Consider the following 17,655-nt stretch of genomic DNA (forward strand, 5'->3'; position numbering starts at 1 on the left):
TTGGCATTTCACGGTAAATGATGAATGCCAAAAGTAATTTGATAATAGCATGATCAGAACAGATACGCTACATCAATTGCTGTGGTAAGTTCATTGTCGTGACCTCCGAATATATCCCGACTTCCTTCGTCATAACGGACTTCTGGTCTGACCAGGAGGTTTTCCATAATCTTAAAATTGACGGTAAGGGTGATTTCCCAGAGATGAAGGGCTGAAACTCCCAATCTTGCCCCGTCATGGTCATCGAAATATTCACCCCTCAGGGCCAGCCCAAAATAATCCGTAATGTCCCGGCTAACAATACCAGAGAATCCCCACCATTTGCCATTGCCATGCCCCGCCACGGAACCGCCGGCTGACCCTGCGGCATCAGCTTCGGTGCCAAAATCAAAGTTAAGGTTAAACGCAGTCTTTTCAAAAGGTTTAAATACCATGATTACATCCCAGAAATGCCTCAAGTTATTGTCGGCGCCTGGTGCAATATCCTCATTTTGTTCCGCTCCGTGAACGCCATTCAAAATGAAGCTCGTATTTTCGCTTACCTTCCAGTTAAACTGATATCCTAATGTTTTGCTGTCATTGTTATCCACAAAGGTATCCCAACCATTTACAAGATAAAAGGAAGTCGTTAGCTGGTCAAGAAGAGGATAGCTAATTACCAGACCGGTATTGGTAAATGGGATCGCATTCTGATAAAGGAGTGAACGGGAAAAGTTGGGATTGTCTACGCTTTCCCAGAGCTCAGCGCCGATCCAGGTGGCGAATTTGCCAAATTTAAAGTCAAGCCCCTTCCCCACGGGCGCCTTATAGGTTATGAACCCCTGGCTAACAGTAAAATCCTGACTGCTCAATGGATCTGATCCATCCCGCCGACCATCGCTATCCACAAATGTTATTCTCTGTGCAATTTCACCATAATTTGTCGTAAAGCCAAATCCAATGGGGTCTTTTTCTGTTGATGGTTTAAAGACAGAGATTTCGATGTTGTCTAAAGTAAAGGAATTGTTTTCCCTGTCGAATGCCCTCACGTCTATCCAGTCCCCCTCTGCAGCATCCCGGGTAAATCCTCCGGCGGATCCCCGCTGATCATCCGGCTTTGAAAAGTTATAGCTATAATAGGTATCGATGAACCCACTTATTTCTACACTTTTAAAGAAACTGGCTATCTTACTTTCTTCCGATGGTGCAGATAGTGGTGCAGTTTCTTGGGCAAAAACGGATGCAGCGAAACATATCATTGCGCTGCATACAATACCCGGCAAACCACCGTGGTATAAATTCTTCATTAAAAACCTCCTCCTTTTCGCAGTAAAAGGAACTACTAAATAAATTCACGGGTTGTTCAAAAGAGCGAAGGAACTACAAAATCAGCCACAAATAAATTACGGCAATTAATTATGTATTGATTCCTCCTTTCTTAAGCAACGGGCGAATTTTGAAACGAAAATAATGCACAAGTGTAGGTATGGTGCAGATGAAATATTCATGGTAAAGATGATGATAAGGGTGCAGAAACTATATTTTAAAAATATTTAGTGTCTGAATAAAAACTACCAAAAATGTCATTTTGAGCGGAGCGAGAAATCTTTTGAGCATTGAAATTGCAGGGTTTGAAGATTTCTTCCTTCGGTCGAAATGACAAAAGCATGTGTTTTCGTTCAGGCGCTATTTAAATAAACTAATAATCCCGTGTGGTTTTCTATTGCCTGGAATCTAACCGTAAAATTGCCTATATGAGGCACGTGTTGGATAGCCATCCGATGGGCATTTTATTTTTATAAAAGCCCGTGTCAATAAAATTTTAAATATGGTAATGATAATCTTTATGCTTGTGAGTCATTTTTCTTGACCTTAAAAATTTTATTTGTATAATCCACGGACTTGGTGTCTTGATGCATAAATGTATGATTTTTAATATCTGGCAGCGACAATTTTAATGAATTTGGATTTTATTCTAACAGAAATCTATTTTTAGGAGGTGAAATATGGTATTGGACCCCACCAAGCATGCAGATTGGGAAATAGCTGAAGATGCTGAAAATCGAATGAAAACGGTGTATCAACTGGCCGATGAGTTAGGTCTGGAGAAAGAAGAACTGCTTCCTCATGGACATTATGTCGCAAAGGTTGATTTCGATAAGGTTTTGAAACGGGTCGGGAATAAACCCGATGGGAAATTTATTGATGTAACTGCCATTACCCCAACGCCACTGGGCGAGGGGAAATCCACCACCACCATGGGACTGGTGCAGGGTTTAGGCAAAAGGAATAAAAGGGTTATCGGCGCCATCCGTCAGCCATCAGGGGGGCCAACGATGAACATCAAGGGGTCTGCTGCAGGTGGCGGACTTTCCCAATGCATTCCATTGACTCCTTTTTCATTGGGTTTAACAGGGGATATTAATGCCATTATAAATGCCCATAACCTGGCTATGGTTGCTATTACCTCCAGAATACAACATGAATTCAACTACGACGACGAAAGGCTTGCAAAAAGCAATTTAAGACGTCTTGATATCGATCCCGACAGGGTTGAACTCAAGTGGATTATTGACTTTTGCGCCCAGACGCTGAGAAAAATAATAATTGGTATTGGCAGCAGGATGGATGGTTTCATGATGGAATCCGGATTTGCTATAGCGGTATCCTCGGAACTCATGGCAATCCTTTCAGTTGCAAAAGATTTAAAAGACATGAGGGAACGGATCGGCAGGATGGTTGTTGCTTATGATAAAAAAGGCAAACCCATAACGACTACCGATCTTGAAGTGGCTGGCGCCATGACTGCATGGATGGTCTCAACCATTAATCCAAACCTCATGCAAACCATAGAAGGGCAACCGGTTTTTGTCCATGCAGGACCTTTTGCTAATATAGCTATTGGTCAATCATCCGTTATTGCCGACAGGATTGGCTTAAAGTTGGGGGATTACCACGTAACCGAGTCTGGTTTCGGGGCTGATATTGGATTTGAAAAATTCTGGAATTTAAAATGCCGTTACTCGGGTCAAAGGCCCAATGCGGCTGTGGTTGTTACCACCATCAGGGCGCTGAAATGTCACGGTGGCGCTCCGATTCCTGTGCCTGGTCGTCCACTTGATCCTGCTTATAAAGAGGAAAATGTTGCGTGGGTGGAAAAAGGAACGGAAAATCTTGTTCATCATATTGAAACGGTAAGGAAAGCCGGTATTAATCCGGTGGTTTGTATCAATCACTTCCATACGGATACCGATGAAGAAATTAAAGTGGTTCGTAAAATTGCAGATGCGGCTGGGTCCCGTGTTGCCGTATCTCAACACTGGCTGAAAGGTGGAGAGGGCGCATTGGAACTGGCCGATGCAGTAATTGACGCGTGTAATCACCCAACGAATTTTAAATTTCTTTATGACTTAAGTGCACCGTTAAAGACGCGTATTGAACTGATTGCAAAGGAAGTTTATGGCGCTGATGGGGTTGATTTCACACCGGATGCCCTAACAAAAATCAAGGCATTGGATAATGACCCGGATATTTCAAAAATGGGAACGTGTATGGTAAAAACCCATCTTTCTGTCACCGACAATCCTCAATTAAAAGGTGCACCGAAGGGGTGGAGATTACGCATCCGTGATATATTGACGTTCAAAGGAGCCGGGTTTGTAGTGCCTATGGCGGGCGATATTAAACTGATGCCCGGAACGAGTTCCGACCCGGCATTCCGGCGCGTGGATGTCGATGTTGATTCGGGGAAGGTAAAGGGGCTTTTCTAGCCCGTGTTCCGTACGTATTTCAATCTGTACACAGAATATTGCACTTCTTGGAAGGCTGTTGATCAAGGATAGCTCAACAGCCTTCCTTTTTTGTTGTCCATAAACATTACCTTGACATATATATCGGCATTTGCTTAAAATAACCAGCTAATTTCATTCATTTTAACTTTGAAATTCTTGGGCAATGAATATTAAAAGTACCAAGAAATTCGATTTGGTTTAATGCAGCGGGCATGAAAGACCCCCGTGCTTCTCTTAAAAAAACACAAAAGGCATAATTACCTATGAGTTTCCTAACAAAACTATTTGGAACATCTAACGAGAGAATGATCAAAAAGATAATGCCCATGGTGGTGCATATCAATGCTCTCGAAACTCAAATGATGTCGCTTACGGATGCGGAGCTTCGTCAAAAAACGGACAAATTTAAGGAAAGATTGTCTAACGGTGAAACCATAGATGATCTTCTGCCAGAGGCATTTGCTACAACAAGGGAAGCGAGTCGCCGGGTGCTTGTTGCCCCTAATCCCGACAGCCCCAATCGCACCATGCGGCACTTTGATGTGCAACTCATTGGTGGAATTGTCTTACATCAGGGAAAGATTGCCGAAATGGCAACCGGAGAAGGTAAGACTCTTGTGGCTACCCTGCCGGCTTACCTGAATGCATTGTCGGAAAAAGGTGTCCACGTGGTTACCGTCAACGATTATCTGGCAAAGCGCGATAGGGATTGGATGAATCCTTTGTATGAATTTTTAGGACTAAGAGCAGGCGCCATTCAATCAAACCAGGCATACGACGATAAGAAGGCAGCGTATTTATGCGATATTACCTACGGAACAAATAACGAATTTGGTTTTGATTATCTCCGTGATAATATGAGGGTAAGAACGGAAGAACAGGTACAGATTAGCCGTGGCCTCAATTATGCCATTGTTGATGAAGTTGACAGCATATTGATTGATGAGGCTCGCACTCCTTTAATCATATCTGGTCCCGCAGAGGAGTCTACAGAAAAATATTATTTAGCTGATAAAGCCGCCAGACGTTTAAAAACAGGGAAACACTTTGAGATAAAAGAGAAGGAACGAATGGCGCATCTTACCGAAGAGGGTATTGAAGAAGTTGAGAAATTACTGAATGTTGAAAGTATTTATACCGATAAAAATATGGAGTGGCCGCATTATATAGAACAGGCGCTCCGTGCTCACCATCTGTTTAAAAATGACAGAGATTATATTGTTAAGGGTGGTGAGGTAATTATTGTAGATGAATTTACCGGGCGTTTGATGGAAGGTCGTGTGTGGAGTGATGGGCTGCATCAGGCCGTTCAGGCGAAGGAGCATCAACGCATTAAAGAGGAAAACCAGACCCTTGCTACGATTACTCTTCAGAATTTCTTTCGATTATATAAAAAACTTGCCGGGATGACAGGAACGGCAATGACGGAGGCTGCAGAGTTTGACAAAATATATAAACTGGAAGTCGTTATAGTTCCCACCAACAAACCCATGCGTCGTACAAACTTTCCCGATCGGGTCTATCGGACCGAAAAAGAAAAGTTTGATGCCATCATTCAAGAGATTGTAGAGGTGCATAAAACAGGCAGACCAATACTGGTGGGAACGGTTTCAATTGAAAGGTCAGAATTGCTGAGTGAGAAACTCATGCGGGAGGGTATTGAGCACGAGGTATTAAATGCCAAGCAGCATGAAAAAGAAGCACACATTGTTGCAAAAGCCGGGCAGCGGGGGAACGTTACTATTGCAACGAATATGGCCGGAAGAGGTACCGACATTGTGTTAGGGGAAGGCATTGCGGCTATCGGAGGCCTTCATATTGTTGGTTCTGAGAGACATGAAGCGCGGCGTATTGATAACCAGCTTCGCGGACGCTCAGGCCGCCAGGGCGATCCTGGTTCTTCCCGTTTCTATGTATCGCTTCAGGATGATTTAATGCGCATTTTCGCCTCTGATCGAGTTAGTTCTCTGCTGAAAACCTTCGGGATGGAAGAAGGCATGGCAATTGAACACTCGATGGTTAGTAAGTCCATTGAAAGGGCGCAGAAAAAGGTTGAAGAACATAATTTTGAAATACGAAAACACCTGCTTGAGTATGATGAGGTTATGGATCAGCAGAGAAAAGCGGTTTATGCACTGCGTCAGGATGTCTTGGAGGGCAGGAATATCCGGGATTATGTTTACCGAATGATGGAGGACAGCATCCGGGAGACAACAGCTTTTGCTTACGATACAAAGAATGGGAGAGGAGTGGAAGACCCCTTCGATCTTGCAGCTTGGTTTCAGCAAAAGTTTGGCTTGCCTATTGATTTAGATGAGATTAAAGAAAAGACGCGCGGAAATGTGGAAAGTTTTTTCATAAGAAAAGCAGAAGAGGCATACGAAACCAAAGAAAATACCATGGGCAAAGAAGAGATGGAAAAGATTGCACAGATTCTCTTGCTGGAAAAGATCGACACAAAATGGAAAGATCATCTTTATGCCATGGACCATTTGAGATCGGGCATTGGTCTTCGAGGATATGCCCAGATTGATCCAAGAATAGAATACAAAAGAGAAGCCTTGGGTATGTATGAGAGTATGAATTTGTCAATTCGGGACGAGGTGACGGATCTTATCTTTAAATTACAATTGGGTAAGGAAGCAGAGCGAAGAGATGTATGGCACCCCGATCATTATGTCCATCAGGAGGTTTCCGGGTTGAAAACGATGCAAGAGTCGTCAGTGCCTGCCAGTGTTCCCCAGGATGCCACCGCGGACTCAGAGGAACGGGCTGGGCGTAAGATAGAGCCTCTCAAAGTTAGTATCAAGACAGGAAGAAATCAGCCTTGTCCGTGTGGTAGTGGCAAAAAGTTTAAACAGTGTTGTGGCAGAGTAAATTAGTTTTTATGTTGTCGCACTCTGAGTACGATTAACAAAACAAATAACAACCGGAAAGTCCATTCTCCACACATGTCGAAACTGTTTGATGCTGCATATGTAACAGCGCTTACCATAGGATTGCCATATTTTTTTTTGAAATTTGCAAGCAGCGAACGTTATCGGTCTGGTTTCATGCAACGTTTGGGTTGGATTGGCAGAAGGAAAGGCGGGAAATCTTGCATATGGATCCATTGTGCCTCTGTTGGAGAGGTTCTAATGGTAAAAACACTTGTAAAATCCATTGAAAAAGAGTTTAATAATTTGGATATTGTTCTTTCTACCAATACAAACACGGGAAGGTCTGTTGCAAAAAGGTGTTTTAATGGTAAGAAGATTTTTTATTTTCCGCTCGATTTGAGCTGGGTGGTCAATAAGGCGCTGAATGCCATACAACCTTGTTGTGTGATATTGGTTGAGCTTGAGATATGGCCTAATTTCCTGATAAGCACGGCAAAAATGCGTATTCCGGTAGTGTTACTGAATGCCAGAATATCTGAAAGATCGCTGAAATGGTACCGCGTGCTCAGAAAGATTTCGAAAGAGTTCTTTGCGGGTTTGACTAAAAAGGAAAATGTTTTTTGCGCAAGGACGGAGATTGACGCCTCCCGTCTTATGAATTTAGGTATTCCGGAATCCCAGGTAGGTATTACCGGGAATATGAAATATGATAATGTTGTGACTGATATCACAGAAGACATCAAAAAGCGGTTATTGTCCCTTTTTGGAATTGGCAAAGGGGAAAAAGTAATCGTCTGTGGCAGTACTCATAAAGGTGAAGAGGACGTTATATTAAGAATTTTCCAGCATCTTAGGGAGAAGATTCAGAACGTAAGACTCATTTTGGTGCCGCGGCATATTGAAAGAGTGAATGAGGTTGTTACACTCATTGAATCTTTACGATTTCGGTGTGTCAGAAAAACTTCTCTCGATAAGGGGGAAAAGATAAGCGAACCGAAAGCAGAAACGGTTATCCTCGTCGATACTATGGGGGATTTACAAATTACATATAGCATTGCTGATTGTGTGTTTGTGGGGAAGAGCCTTGTCCCTCAGGGCGGGCAGAACATGATGGAGCCGGCGGGACTGGCTAAACCAGTTATTGTTGGTCCGCATACGTTTAATTTTCGCGAGGAGGTTCAGTTATTAAAGGAGGCCGATGCCATAGAGATTGTTCAGGATGAATCGGCACTCTTAAATGCGATGATGTATATATTGGAGTGTCCGGACGTAGCCAGGGAAATGGGCAAGAGGGCGCAATTGGTTGTGATAAATCAAAGGGGTGCTACCGATCGTAATGTAGAGGCACTAAGAAAAATTTTATTGAAGGAGAGGACAGTATCAGTATGAAGAAAGGAAGGTATTTATTTACCTCGGAATCAGTATCTATGGGGCATCCGGATAAGGTCGCTGACCAGATATCTGATGCCGTATTGGATGCAATGCTTGAGCAAGACCCAATGAGCCGGGTAGCATGTGAAACATTGGTAACGACAGGTGTTGCCTTTGTGGCGGGAGAATTTACCACAAAGGCGAATGTGAACATTCCTGATATTGTAAGAAACACAATAAAAGAAATTGGTTATATTGATGCGTCGATAGGATTCGATTACAACACCTGTGCAGTTATTACCAGCATTGGAAAACAGTCCCCCGATATTTCGCAGGGTGTATCCGAAGGCGAAGGTTTACATAAGGAACAGGGTGCTGGTGATCAGGGTATGATGTTTGGTTATGCCTGCAATGATACGCCGGAACTGATGCCGCTTCCTATTATGCTGGCCAACAGGATTATCATAAAACACGCCGAATTGAGACAGGGCGGAAAACTGAAATATCTCCGCCCCGATGCGAAATCCCAGGTAACGGTAGAATATGAGGATCATAAACCTGTCCGGGTACATACGGTGGTTGTTTCAACCCAGCATGCACCTGATGTAAAATATGAAACGATCAAAGAGGATATGATTGAAAAGGTTGTAAAACAGGTAATTCCAGCTAATTTATTGGATGATAAAACAATTTATCATATAAATCCAACGGGACGTTTTGTGGTCGGTGGTCCGCAGGGTGACTGCGGGCTAACCGGGCGAAAGATTATCGTGGATACTTACGGAGGATGGGGACGCCACGGCGGAGGTGCTTTTTCAGGAAAGGATCCGACGAAGGTCGATCGAAGTGCCTGCTATGCGGCACGACATATTGCAAAGAATGTGGTAGCCTCTGGCCTGGCAGACCGATGCGAAGCACAGGTGGCCTATGCTATTGGTGTGGCAAAACCGCTTGCTGTTCACATTACTACAGAAGGTACAGGCAAGATTCCTGACGAAAAACTTACTCAAATTTGTGAAAAGGTTTTTGATATGACACCGAAAGGTATAATCGATCGGCTAAAACTCAGAAGGCCTATATATAAGATTACCGCCCGTCACGGCCATTTTGGTCGCCCGGAAGATACGTTTACGTGGGAAAAGACAGACATGGTGGACGCCTTGCGAAAAGCTGCGGGCGTTTAATTGGTGGAATAAAGGGGCGCGTTACAACGTGCCCCTTGCTATTTACAGCGGAGCTAACAAAAAACTGTCCTTAACAAAGAGTTTGGAAAAAGAACATCCGTTAAGGAAACCTTTAGAAAAGGAGAATTCATGAACCATGATATTAAAGATATAAATCTGGCATCGGGCGGTAAGAAACGCATTGAATGGGCAAGTAATGATATGCCAGTTCTCGCTCAGGTAAAGGAAAGGTTTGAAAAAGAAAAGCCATTAAAAGGAATGAAGATGTCGGCATGCCTTCATGTAACGGCCGAGACGGCCAATCTGGCAAGGACACTTAAGGCCGGGGGGGCAGATATTGTTCTGTGCGCCTCGAATCCTTTATCTACCCAGGATGATGTTGCTGCCGCTCTGGTGAAGGACTATGGTATTCCGGTCTTTGCTATCAAGGGGGAAGACAATAAAACGTATTACAAGCATATTATCTCAGCACTGGATCATAAACCAACTGTTACCATGGATGACGGTGCCGACCTGGTTTCTGCTATCCATAAAGAACGCAAAGAACTTATCCCGCAAATTTTGGGAAGCATGGAAGAAACGACTACCGGTGTGATACGATTGAGGGCTATGGAGAAAGACGGATCATTGAAGATCCCTGTCATCGCCGTAAACGATGCAGATACAAAACACCTTTTTGACAATCGTTACGGAACCGGACAATCTACCATCGATGGCATTATTCGCGCCACAGATAGTCTGCTGGCTGGTAAGGTATTTGTTGTGGCTGGTTACGGATGGTGTGGAAAAGGGCTTGCCATGCGTGCAAAGGGTATGGGAGCAAATGTGGTAATTACCGAAATTAACCCGATTAAGTCCCTGGAAGCTGCAATGGATGGCTTTATGGTAATGCCAATGAGTGAAGCAGTCAAAATTGGCGATCTGTTTTGTACGTTAACGGGAAATATTCATGTAATCAGAAAAGAGCATTTTGAAGGCATGAAGAATGGGGCAATGGTTTGCAATTCAGGTCACTTTAATGTAGAAATAGACATTGGTGCATTAGAAACAATATCATCAAAGATTAATAAATCGGTTCGTAATTTTGTAGATCAGTATGTTTTAAAGAACGGGAAATCGGTTTATCTCTTGGGAGAAGGGCGTCTTATTAATCTTGCCGCAGCGGAAGGCCATCCCGCGTGCGTGATGGATATGAGTTTCGCAACTCAGGCATTGGCTACCGAACATGTCATAAAAAATAAGGGAAAATTAGAGCCAAAAGTTTATGATGTGCCAAAAGAGATTGATCAATGGGTCGCGAGCCTCAAACTGAAATCTATGGGTATTTCGATTGATACCCTTACCAAAGAGCAGGAAAAGTATCTTGCTTCCTGGGAGGAAGGTACCTAGATCTGTCATTCTTCGTTAAATCTTATTCTGAAATGAAGCCGAAGAATCTTAATGCCCCAGGATGGCATTTGAACGAAGTGGGGAATTTCTTACTTCAGACTTACGATTTTGGACTTTGTCGTAAACACACAGGTGAACGACATGGAATATAAAGATCAAAAATCATAAATTTACTATGGCTATTATAAAACCGTTTCGGGGATTGCGGTATAATCAAGATGTCATTACGGGCATGGCGTCCGTTGTGACGCCACCGTATGATGTAATTTCGCCTCAGGAACAAGAGAGATTTTATCAGATTCACCCGAATAATATCATCCGCCTGGATTTGGGAAAGGATTTTCCCGGCGATACCGAAGAATCCAACAAATATACCCGCGCTGCTGAATTTCTCAAGAGTTGGAGGGAAAATGGTATCCTTAAACAGGAAGACGCCCCTGCGATTTATATTTATGATCAGGAATTTTTGTCTGGTAACAAGTGGCTGGTCCGGAGAGGCTTTGTTGCGCTGGTAAAGCTGGAACCTTTTGATAAAGGAGATATTTATCCCCATGAGCAGACACTCCCTGGCCCAAAGGCTGACCGCTTGAAACTTACCCAGTCATGCCGGGCAAATCTCAGCTCTATCTTTGCCCTTTTTCCCGATGAGAATAATGAGATCGATAGTTATTTGTCTACTATATCATCTACAAAATCCGATGTGGATTTTGTAGATGATACCGGGGTGAAAAATAAACTTTGGGTAATCAAGGAAAAGCACACGATTAACAGATTGGTTGCCCTTATGAAGGAGAAACCGCTTTTTATTGCAGACGGACACCACCGGTATGAGACTGCGTTGGTCTATAAAGAACAGATGCGGAAAGAAAATGGCGGAACCGGGGCGGAACTGCCTTCGGATTATGTGATGATGGTATGCGTGTCAATGAATAATAATGGGCTGAAGATATTGCCTGCCCATAGGCTTGTACGGAATATAAAGGATTATCGCTTTGACCGGATTCTACAATCGATACAAGAGTCTTTTAAAGTCGAGCGGTTAGGCAGGGGGTGCAGCGTAGAGGATTTCATGTCAAGCCTCAGCAATGAGACCAAAGGCCACGCTTTTATCATGTATGTCGGTCAGGACGATACCTATTATAAATTGCAACTGAGCAACGAAAAACTCCTTGACGCGGTATTTGCCAAAGACCATCCCGAGTGGCGACATTTGGATGCGGGTATCCTTCACGGTGCGATAATAAACAAGGTGTTGGGTATAGATTCCAACGACGTAACCTTGAAAGATTATGTGAAATATGTGAAGGAGGAGACAGAAGCCGTATCGCTCGTGAAGTCTGGACAGTATCAACTGGCATTCTTTCTTAGGCCTACCCGTATTGAACAAGTCAGAGAAATTGCTACAGCACGTAAGGTCATGCCCCCTAAGTCAACATATTTTTATCCGAAATTAATAACAGGCATTGTGATAAATAGCCTGAATTCTATCTAATGCTTTAAAGGGCAACATGAATTTGTAACTGCACGGCTTCAGTAAATCATGCCTAAAATGAGAATAGAGCCTATCTTGTTTAACAAGACGGACCCCTTTTGTTCAATTGCACTGCAAAGTTCATAGACAAATATCTTTTCTGTCGCTGGTCGCGAAACCTTTATTTCTCGCCACAAGTGCATCTCTTCTGTTTCATTTATTCAATTCTTTTTTGCCTTCTTCGTATTATCCGTCTTCATCTGGTTTTCGTGCAAGCACCAGAATCATGCCTTGCCGAACTTTTATGGACAAAAAATAATTTCTTGAAATTTTTCTTATATAAATATTTTGAAATCATGATATAATTACTACTAATTTGTAATGATTACATAAATCAACAGAGAGATAAAGGTGATGATATTATGAAGATCGCAGTTTCAGGGAAAGGCGGTGTTGGGAAGACAACTTTTGTTGCTGCTCTGGCAAGGGTTTTTGCGGAAAACGGGAAAAAGGTCATTGCAATAGATGCAGACCCGGTAGCCAATTTGGCAGTAACGTTGGGTATGAAAAATGTATCAGAAATTGTTCCGATTAGCCAGATGAAAGACTTAATCAAGGAGCGTACCGGTGCCTCTGATGAGTATGGAAAGTTTTTTTCATTAAACCCCAAGGTTACAGATTTGCCTGAAAAACTCTCTCTGGAACATGAAGGCATAAGGCTGCTGGTGTTAGGGGCAATAAAGCGGGGAGGCGGCGGGTGTGCTTGCCCCGAAAGCGCTTTTTTGAGGGCATTGCTGAGTCACCTTATCGTGCAAAGAGATGAGGTGGTAATCGTGGATATGGAAGCTGGAGTAGAACACCTTGGCCGTGCTACCGTGCGTGCGGTAAATGCGTTGATTGTCATAGTAGAGCCGGGTTCCAAGAGTATCCAGACGGCTTTTCAGGTAAAAAAACTCGCTGACGATATAGGCCTTAAGTCGATTTACGCCGTTGGAAATAAGGTGGCATCCGATGAACATAAATCGCTGATTAAAAATGGACTCAATAATATCCCTGTCTTAGGGTTTATTTCTTACAATGATAAGATTCTTGAATCGGACATTGTGGGGAGGGCGGTCTTCGCAGAAAATGATCAGTTGCTGTCAGAAGTAAGACAAATAAAAGAGAATTTGGTGCAGAGTACAAAAGGAACGTAAAAGTTTCTATTTTCTCTTGATTTCGATGTGTATATTTTTATAATGTATTGTTCTATATTGCTACACATGAGAGTGCTGGATATGTAATCTGGCGCACTGGCAGATTACGTCTTAATGCAGTCGGAGTGGTATTCGCGGATATAGCAAAGGAGGGTTATAAATTATGGAAGAAAAACAGAAAAACATAGATCAGGTGATGCATGATAGAATGAAAGAAATGAAAGTGGAAACAATGTATGATAGGTATCAGGCTCAGCTTCCGCAATGTGGATATGGTAGTCTGGCGTTATGCTGTCGGCATTGTAACTATGGACCTTGTAATATCGACCCTTTCGGCAAGGGGCCAAAGAAGGGTATTTGTGGCGCTGATGCCAATACCTTTGCTGCAAGGCACTTTCTGAGAATGAGCGGTGCGGGGACTGCCTGCCACTCAGATCACGGGCGTGCGGTGGCGCATCTTTTGGTTGCTACAGCGCGAGGAGAAGCTCCTGGCTACAGGATCAAAGACGTCGATAAGCTGATGATGGTTGCTGAGTGTTTCGGGATAAAGACGAAGGATCGAAAGATTAATGAAATTGCTGAAGAGGTAGGCGAGATGGCGCTGATGGAGTTTGGAAAACCCTATGGCACTCTGTTGTTTCTAAAAAGAGCGCCAGAGGCGCGCCAAAAAATATGGGAAAAAATTGGTATTGCGTCCAGGGCTATAGATAGGGAGGTGTGTGAAAGTTTCCATAGAACAGGAATAGGCGGCGATCAGGACTATAGAAATCTGACGAAACAGGCCATGCGTGTTGCGCTGGCGGATGGCTGGGGCGGCAGTATGATAGCGACGGAATTACAGGACATCCTGTTCGGCACTCCCAAGCCCGTTCAGGGAAGATCAAGTATGGGTGTTCTTAAGAAAGATTTTGTGAATCTGATTGTTCATGGTCACGAACCACAACTTGCAGAGGCGGTAGTTTTGGCTTCCAGCGATCCGGAGGTTACCAAGGCAGTTCTTGCAACAGGAGCCAAAGGGGTGGTGGTTGCAGGTCTGTGTTGTACGGCAAATGAACTCCTTGTCAGGCATGGAATTCCTATGGCTGGGCATATGACAATGCAGGAGCCAGCGATTTCTACAGGTGTGGTGGAGTTAATGGTCGTGGATATACAATGTGTAATGCAGGCAATTGTAGAGACGGCAAAACATTTCCATACGAAGATAGTAACGACGCTGTCGAAAGCGAAAATATTTGGCGCAGAGCACGTAGAGTTTAGTGATGAGCATGCCATTGAGGCAGCAAAGAAGATTCTGTTTATGGCTATTGAGAACTACAAAAATCGTGACAATAAGAAGGTGTTTATCCCCGGTGGCGCAGAGCCTAATATTGTTGCTGGTTTTAGTCATGAAACAATTAAGTATATGCTGGGTGGAAGGTTTAGGGCGAGTTACAGGCCTCTAAACGACAATATAATAAATGGAAGAATCCGGGGGGTCGTTGGTATTGCCGGTTGTACGAGTCCCAAAATTGGATTGGGTGAAACTTCGTATGTAAATCTGGCAAAGGAGTTGATAGCAAATGATATATTGGTGGTAGCGACAGGTTGTGCTGCTGGACAATGTGCTGATGGGGGATTAATGATCCCTGAAATGAAAGATGTGTGCGGTGCGGGGCTCAAAGAGGTTTGTGAGGCAGTAGGCATACCGCCCGTACTGCATTCCGGCGCTTGTGTCGATAACAGTCGTATTCTTATAGCAGTGTCGGAAATGGCAAAAGAGGGAGGCTTGGGAAATGATATAAGCGATTTGCCTGTCGCAGGGGTATGCCTTGAATGGATGAGCGAAAAGGCAATAGCCATTGGCCAGTATTTTGTTGCTTCGGGCGTATACACGGTTTTTGGTACAAATTCTCCGGTAGCAGGTGCGCCTGATATGCAAAGGCTGTTAACCAGTGAAATGGAAGAGTTGGTTGGCGCCACGTGGGATTTTGAAAAGGATTTCAAAAAAATCGCCAGAATGGTGATGGATCATATAGAAAAGAAGAGAGATGCGCTCGGTATAAACGTGAAAAAGGAAAGAAAACTTTACGATATGGCTGAAAGAAGAGCGTTGGAAAGGGAGTGTAAGCCTACTCCAGGTGGACATCATTAATGGGAAATTAAGAGGGGATAATTTTTATGTCAAAAATTATATGTTCCGCCGCTATTCGCGGTGCATATCAGATTGTTGATAAAGCTGATAAAAAACTGGCTGAAGCAATTGAGCAAAAAGGGCGTGATTGTAAAGTTGAATTTCCTAATACGGCCTATTACTTACCTATTATTTATTCAATGACAGGTATTGCTGTAAAAACCCTGGAAGATTGTGCTCAAGTGCTGGGTATGGCTCGGAGCATGCTGCCCCCGCTTCCCGTGGAACACCACTGGGTGCCATATCTGGGGCATACCTTGGATGCAGGTATGGCCACTCTTTTTGCCGAGGAGGTGTATGAGGCGTGTAAATATTTGATTGGGCCCCATCCGGTTGACGGGATATGGTTGGGAGCGGCAAGCGATGTTATTATGCGCGAACGTGGAATTGAGTTCGTGGATGGTACTGCGCCGGGATTTGCCGCTATTGTTGGATGTGCACCTGACGCGGACGCAGCTGTAAAAATTGCAAGAGAGTTACAGCAAAAGAACCTTTACGTTTTTATACAGTCAGACAACCTTGGGATATCTTTTGCCGAGCAGTTGGCTGAAAAGGGCGTCCAGATGGGTTGGGACACAAGGCTCGTGCCATTCGGGAAAGAAACTTCCGCAGCGGTGTATGCCCTCGGTTTTGCAAATAGGGCAGCACTTTCTTTTGGAAATGTACCACCGGGCGATTTTAGAAGAAACCTCTTATACAATAAGAACCGTATTTTTGCCTTTGTCATGGCAATAGGGACTGCAGTAACCGATGAACAGTATGCCAATGCTGCTGGTGCCATAAATTACGGGTTTCCTACAATTTCGAACATTGACATCCCGGAGATATTGCCGACGGGTGTTTGTACCTATGAACATGTTGTCTCCCGAGTGCCGGTTGATAAGATTGTGGATAAATGTGTTGAAGTTCGCGGCTTGAAGGTTTCTATCCATAAAATGGATATTCCTGTGCCTTACGGTCCGGCCTTCGAAGGTGAGCGTATTAGAAAAGAGGATATGCAGATTGAGATTGGCGGCCCCGGCGTCCCAGCCTTTGAATATGTGTGCACCAAAGAAATTGACGAGATAGAGGACGGTAAGATACAGGTTATTGGACCCGATCTTGACGAAATTAAGCCTGGTCCTGGGGTATCAATTGGCATTATGGTTGAAGTGGCTGGAAGAAAGATGCAGCCCGATTTCGAACCAATCTTTGAACGACAGATGCATCGGTTTCTCGGTGAAGCCCAGGGGTTGTTTCACATGGGGCAAAGGGATATCATTCGTCATCGTATCAGCAAAGAAGCCTTTAAGTCAGGGTTCAGGATCAAGCACATCGGCAGTATTATTCACTCTCAGTTCCATAACAATTTCGGGGCTATTGTTGATAAGGTTCAGGTTACTTTTTACACAAAAAGAGAAGATGTGGAAAAGGTATTAAATGATGTGCGTGCTGCCTATGCAGAACGTGATGCGCGGTTAAAGGGTATGACGGATGACTCGGTAAATTTATTTTATAGCTGTACGCTCTGTCAAAGTTTTGCTCCCACCCATATTTGTGTTGTTACTCCGGAACGCTCCGGCCTTTGTGGCTCCGTCAGTTGGCTCGATGGCAAGGCGGGTTACGAGATAAATCCAACGGGGCCAAACCAGCCTATAGAAAGAGGAAAAACCGTTGACGAAAGACTTGGTCAGTGGGAAGGCACAAATTCGTTTATTTTCAATGGTTCAAACCGGTCTCTGGAGAAGGTGAGTTTGTATAGTATTATGACAGACCCGATGACTAGTTGCGGCTGTTTTGAATGTATTTCAGCTATGTTGCCCGCAACTAATGGTATCATGGTGGTAGACCGCGACTTTACCGAAATGACCCCATGCGGCATGAAATTTTCTACGCTTGCCGGAACGGTTGGCGGTGGTTTGCAGACCCCTGGCTTTATGGGCCACAGCAAGTTTTATTTGGGCAGCAGAAAGTTTATTTCGGCAGACGGTGGGTTGGGCCGTGTTGTATGGATGCCCAAGGCTCTGAAGGAAGAGCTGACAGAGACACTGGTCAAGACTGCGGAGGAACTAGGCCTCGATGATTTTCTCAATAAAATAGCCGATGAAACAGTTGCCCAGACCGAAGATGAAGTGCTGGCATATATGCAAAAAGTGAATCATCCGGCGCTTGCTATGGCGCCAATGTTTTAGGGAATAATGGGGTATCCCGTTTACAAGACGACACCGGAAAAGGAAAAACAGGAT

General features: G+C 44.0%; 10 protein-coding genes. 9 read left to right on the forward strand and 1 reads right to left on the reverse strand.

Features of this window, described 5'->3' with window-relative positions; all coding sequences use genetic code 11:
- Positions 1–53: 53 nt before the first annotated feature.
- On the reverse strand, positions 54–1,286 hold the full coding sequence (locus BIY37_RS00885; protein WP_070065964.1) for a porin: 1,233 nt from the start codon (positions 1,284–1,286) through the stop codon (positions 54–56).
- Positions 1,287–1,985: 699 nt separating this feature from the next.
- Here BIY37_RS00885 and BIY37_RS00890 point away from each other — a divergent pair.
- From BIY37_RS00890 to acsB, 9 genes are all read left to right on the forward strand, one after another.
- Entirely contained in the window at positions 1,986–3,749 is a 1,764-nt protein-coding gene (locus tag BIY37_RS00890) for a formate--tetrahydrofolate ligase (RefSeq protein WP_070065965.1), read from the forward strand.
- Positions 3,750–4,033: 284 nt separating this feature from the next.
- A complete protein-coding gene (gene secA / locus BIY37_RS00895; protein ID WP_070065966.1) occupies positions 4,034–6,652 on the forward strand; it encodes a preprotein translocase subunit SecA in 2,619 nt (872 codons plus the stop codon).
- 171 nt (positions 6,653–6,823) lie between these two features.
- Entirely contained in the window at positions 6,824–8,038 is a 1,215-nt protein-coding gene (locus tag BIY37_RS00900) for a 3-deoxy-D-manno-octulosonic acid transferase (protein WP_230402401.1), read from the forward strand.
- Positions 8,035–9,204, forward strand: coding sequence for a methionine adenosyltransferase (metK, locus tag BIY37_RS00905; protein ID WP_070065968.1), 1,170 nt, complete (start codon positions 8,035–8,037; stop codon positions 9,202–9,204). The genes BIY37_RS00900 and metK overlap by 4 nt, the downstream gene beginning before the upstream one ends.
- Positions 9,205–9,333: 129 nt before the next feature.
- Positions 9,334–10,593 (forward strand): adenosylhomocysteinase, encoded by a 1,260-nt coding sequence (gene ahcY, locus BIY37_RS00910; RefSeq protein ID WP_070065969.1) that lies wholly within the window; start codon positions 9,334–9,336, stop codon positions 10,591–10,593.
- 175 nt (positions 10,594–10,768) lie between these two features.
- Positions 10,769–12,085, forward strand: a complete 1,317-nt coding sequence (locus BIY37_RS00915; protein ID WP_070065970.1) for a DUF1015 domain-containing protein — start codon at positions 10,769–10,771, stop codon at positions 12,083–12,085.
- A 401-nt stretch (positions 12,086–12,486) separates the two neighbouring features.
- A complete protein-coding gene (locus BIY37_RS00920) occupies positions 12,487–13,260 on the forward strand; it encodes an ATP-binding protein (RefSeq protein WP_070065971.1) in 774 nt (257 codons plus the stop codon).
- 163 nt (positions 13,261–13,423) lie between these two features.
- Positions 13,424–15,391, forward strand: a complete 1,968-nt coding sequence (cooS, locus tag BIY37_RS00925) for an anaerobic carbon-monoxide dehydrogenase catalytic subunit (protein WP_070065972.1) — start codon at positions 13,424–13,426, stop codon at positions 15,389–15,391.
- Positions 15,392–15,417: 26 nt separating this feature from the next.
- The gene (gene acsB / locus BIY37_RS00930; protein ID WP_070065973.1) at positions 15,418–17,601 is read left to right on the forward strand and encodes an acetyl-CoA decarbonylase/synthase complex subunit alpha/beta; all 2,184 of its coding nucleotides are present in this window, start codon (positions 15,418–15,420) and stop codon (positions 17,599–17,601) included.
- Positions 17,602–17,655 lie beyond the last annotated feature (54 nt).

Origin of the sequence: Candidatus Brocadia sapporoensis (assembly GCF_001753675.2) — a bacterium.
Classification (GTDB): domain Bacteria; phylum Planctomycetota; class Brocadiia; order Brocadiales; family Brocadiaceae; genus Brocadia; species Brocadia sapporoensis.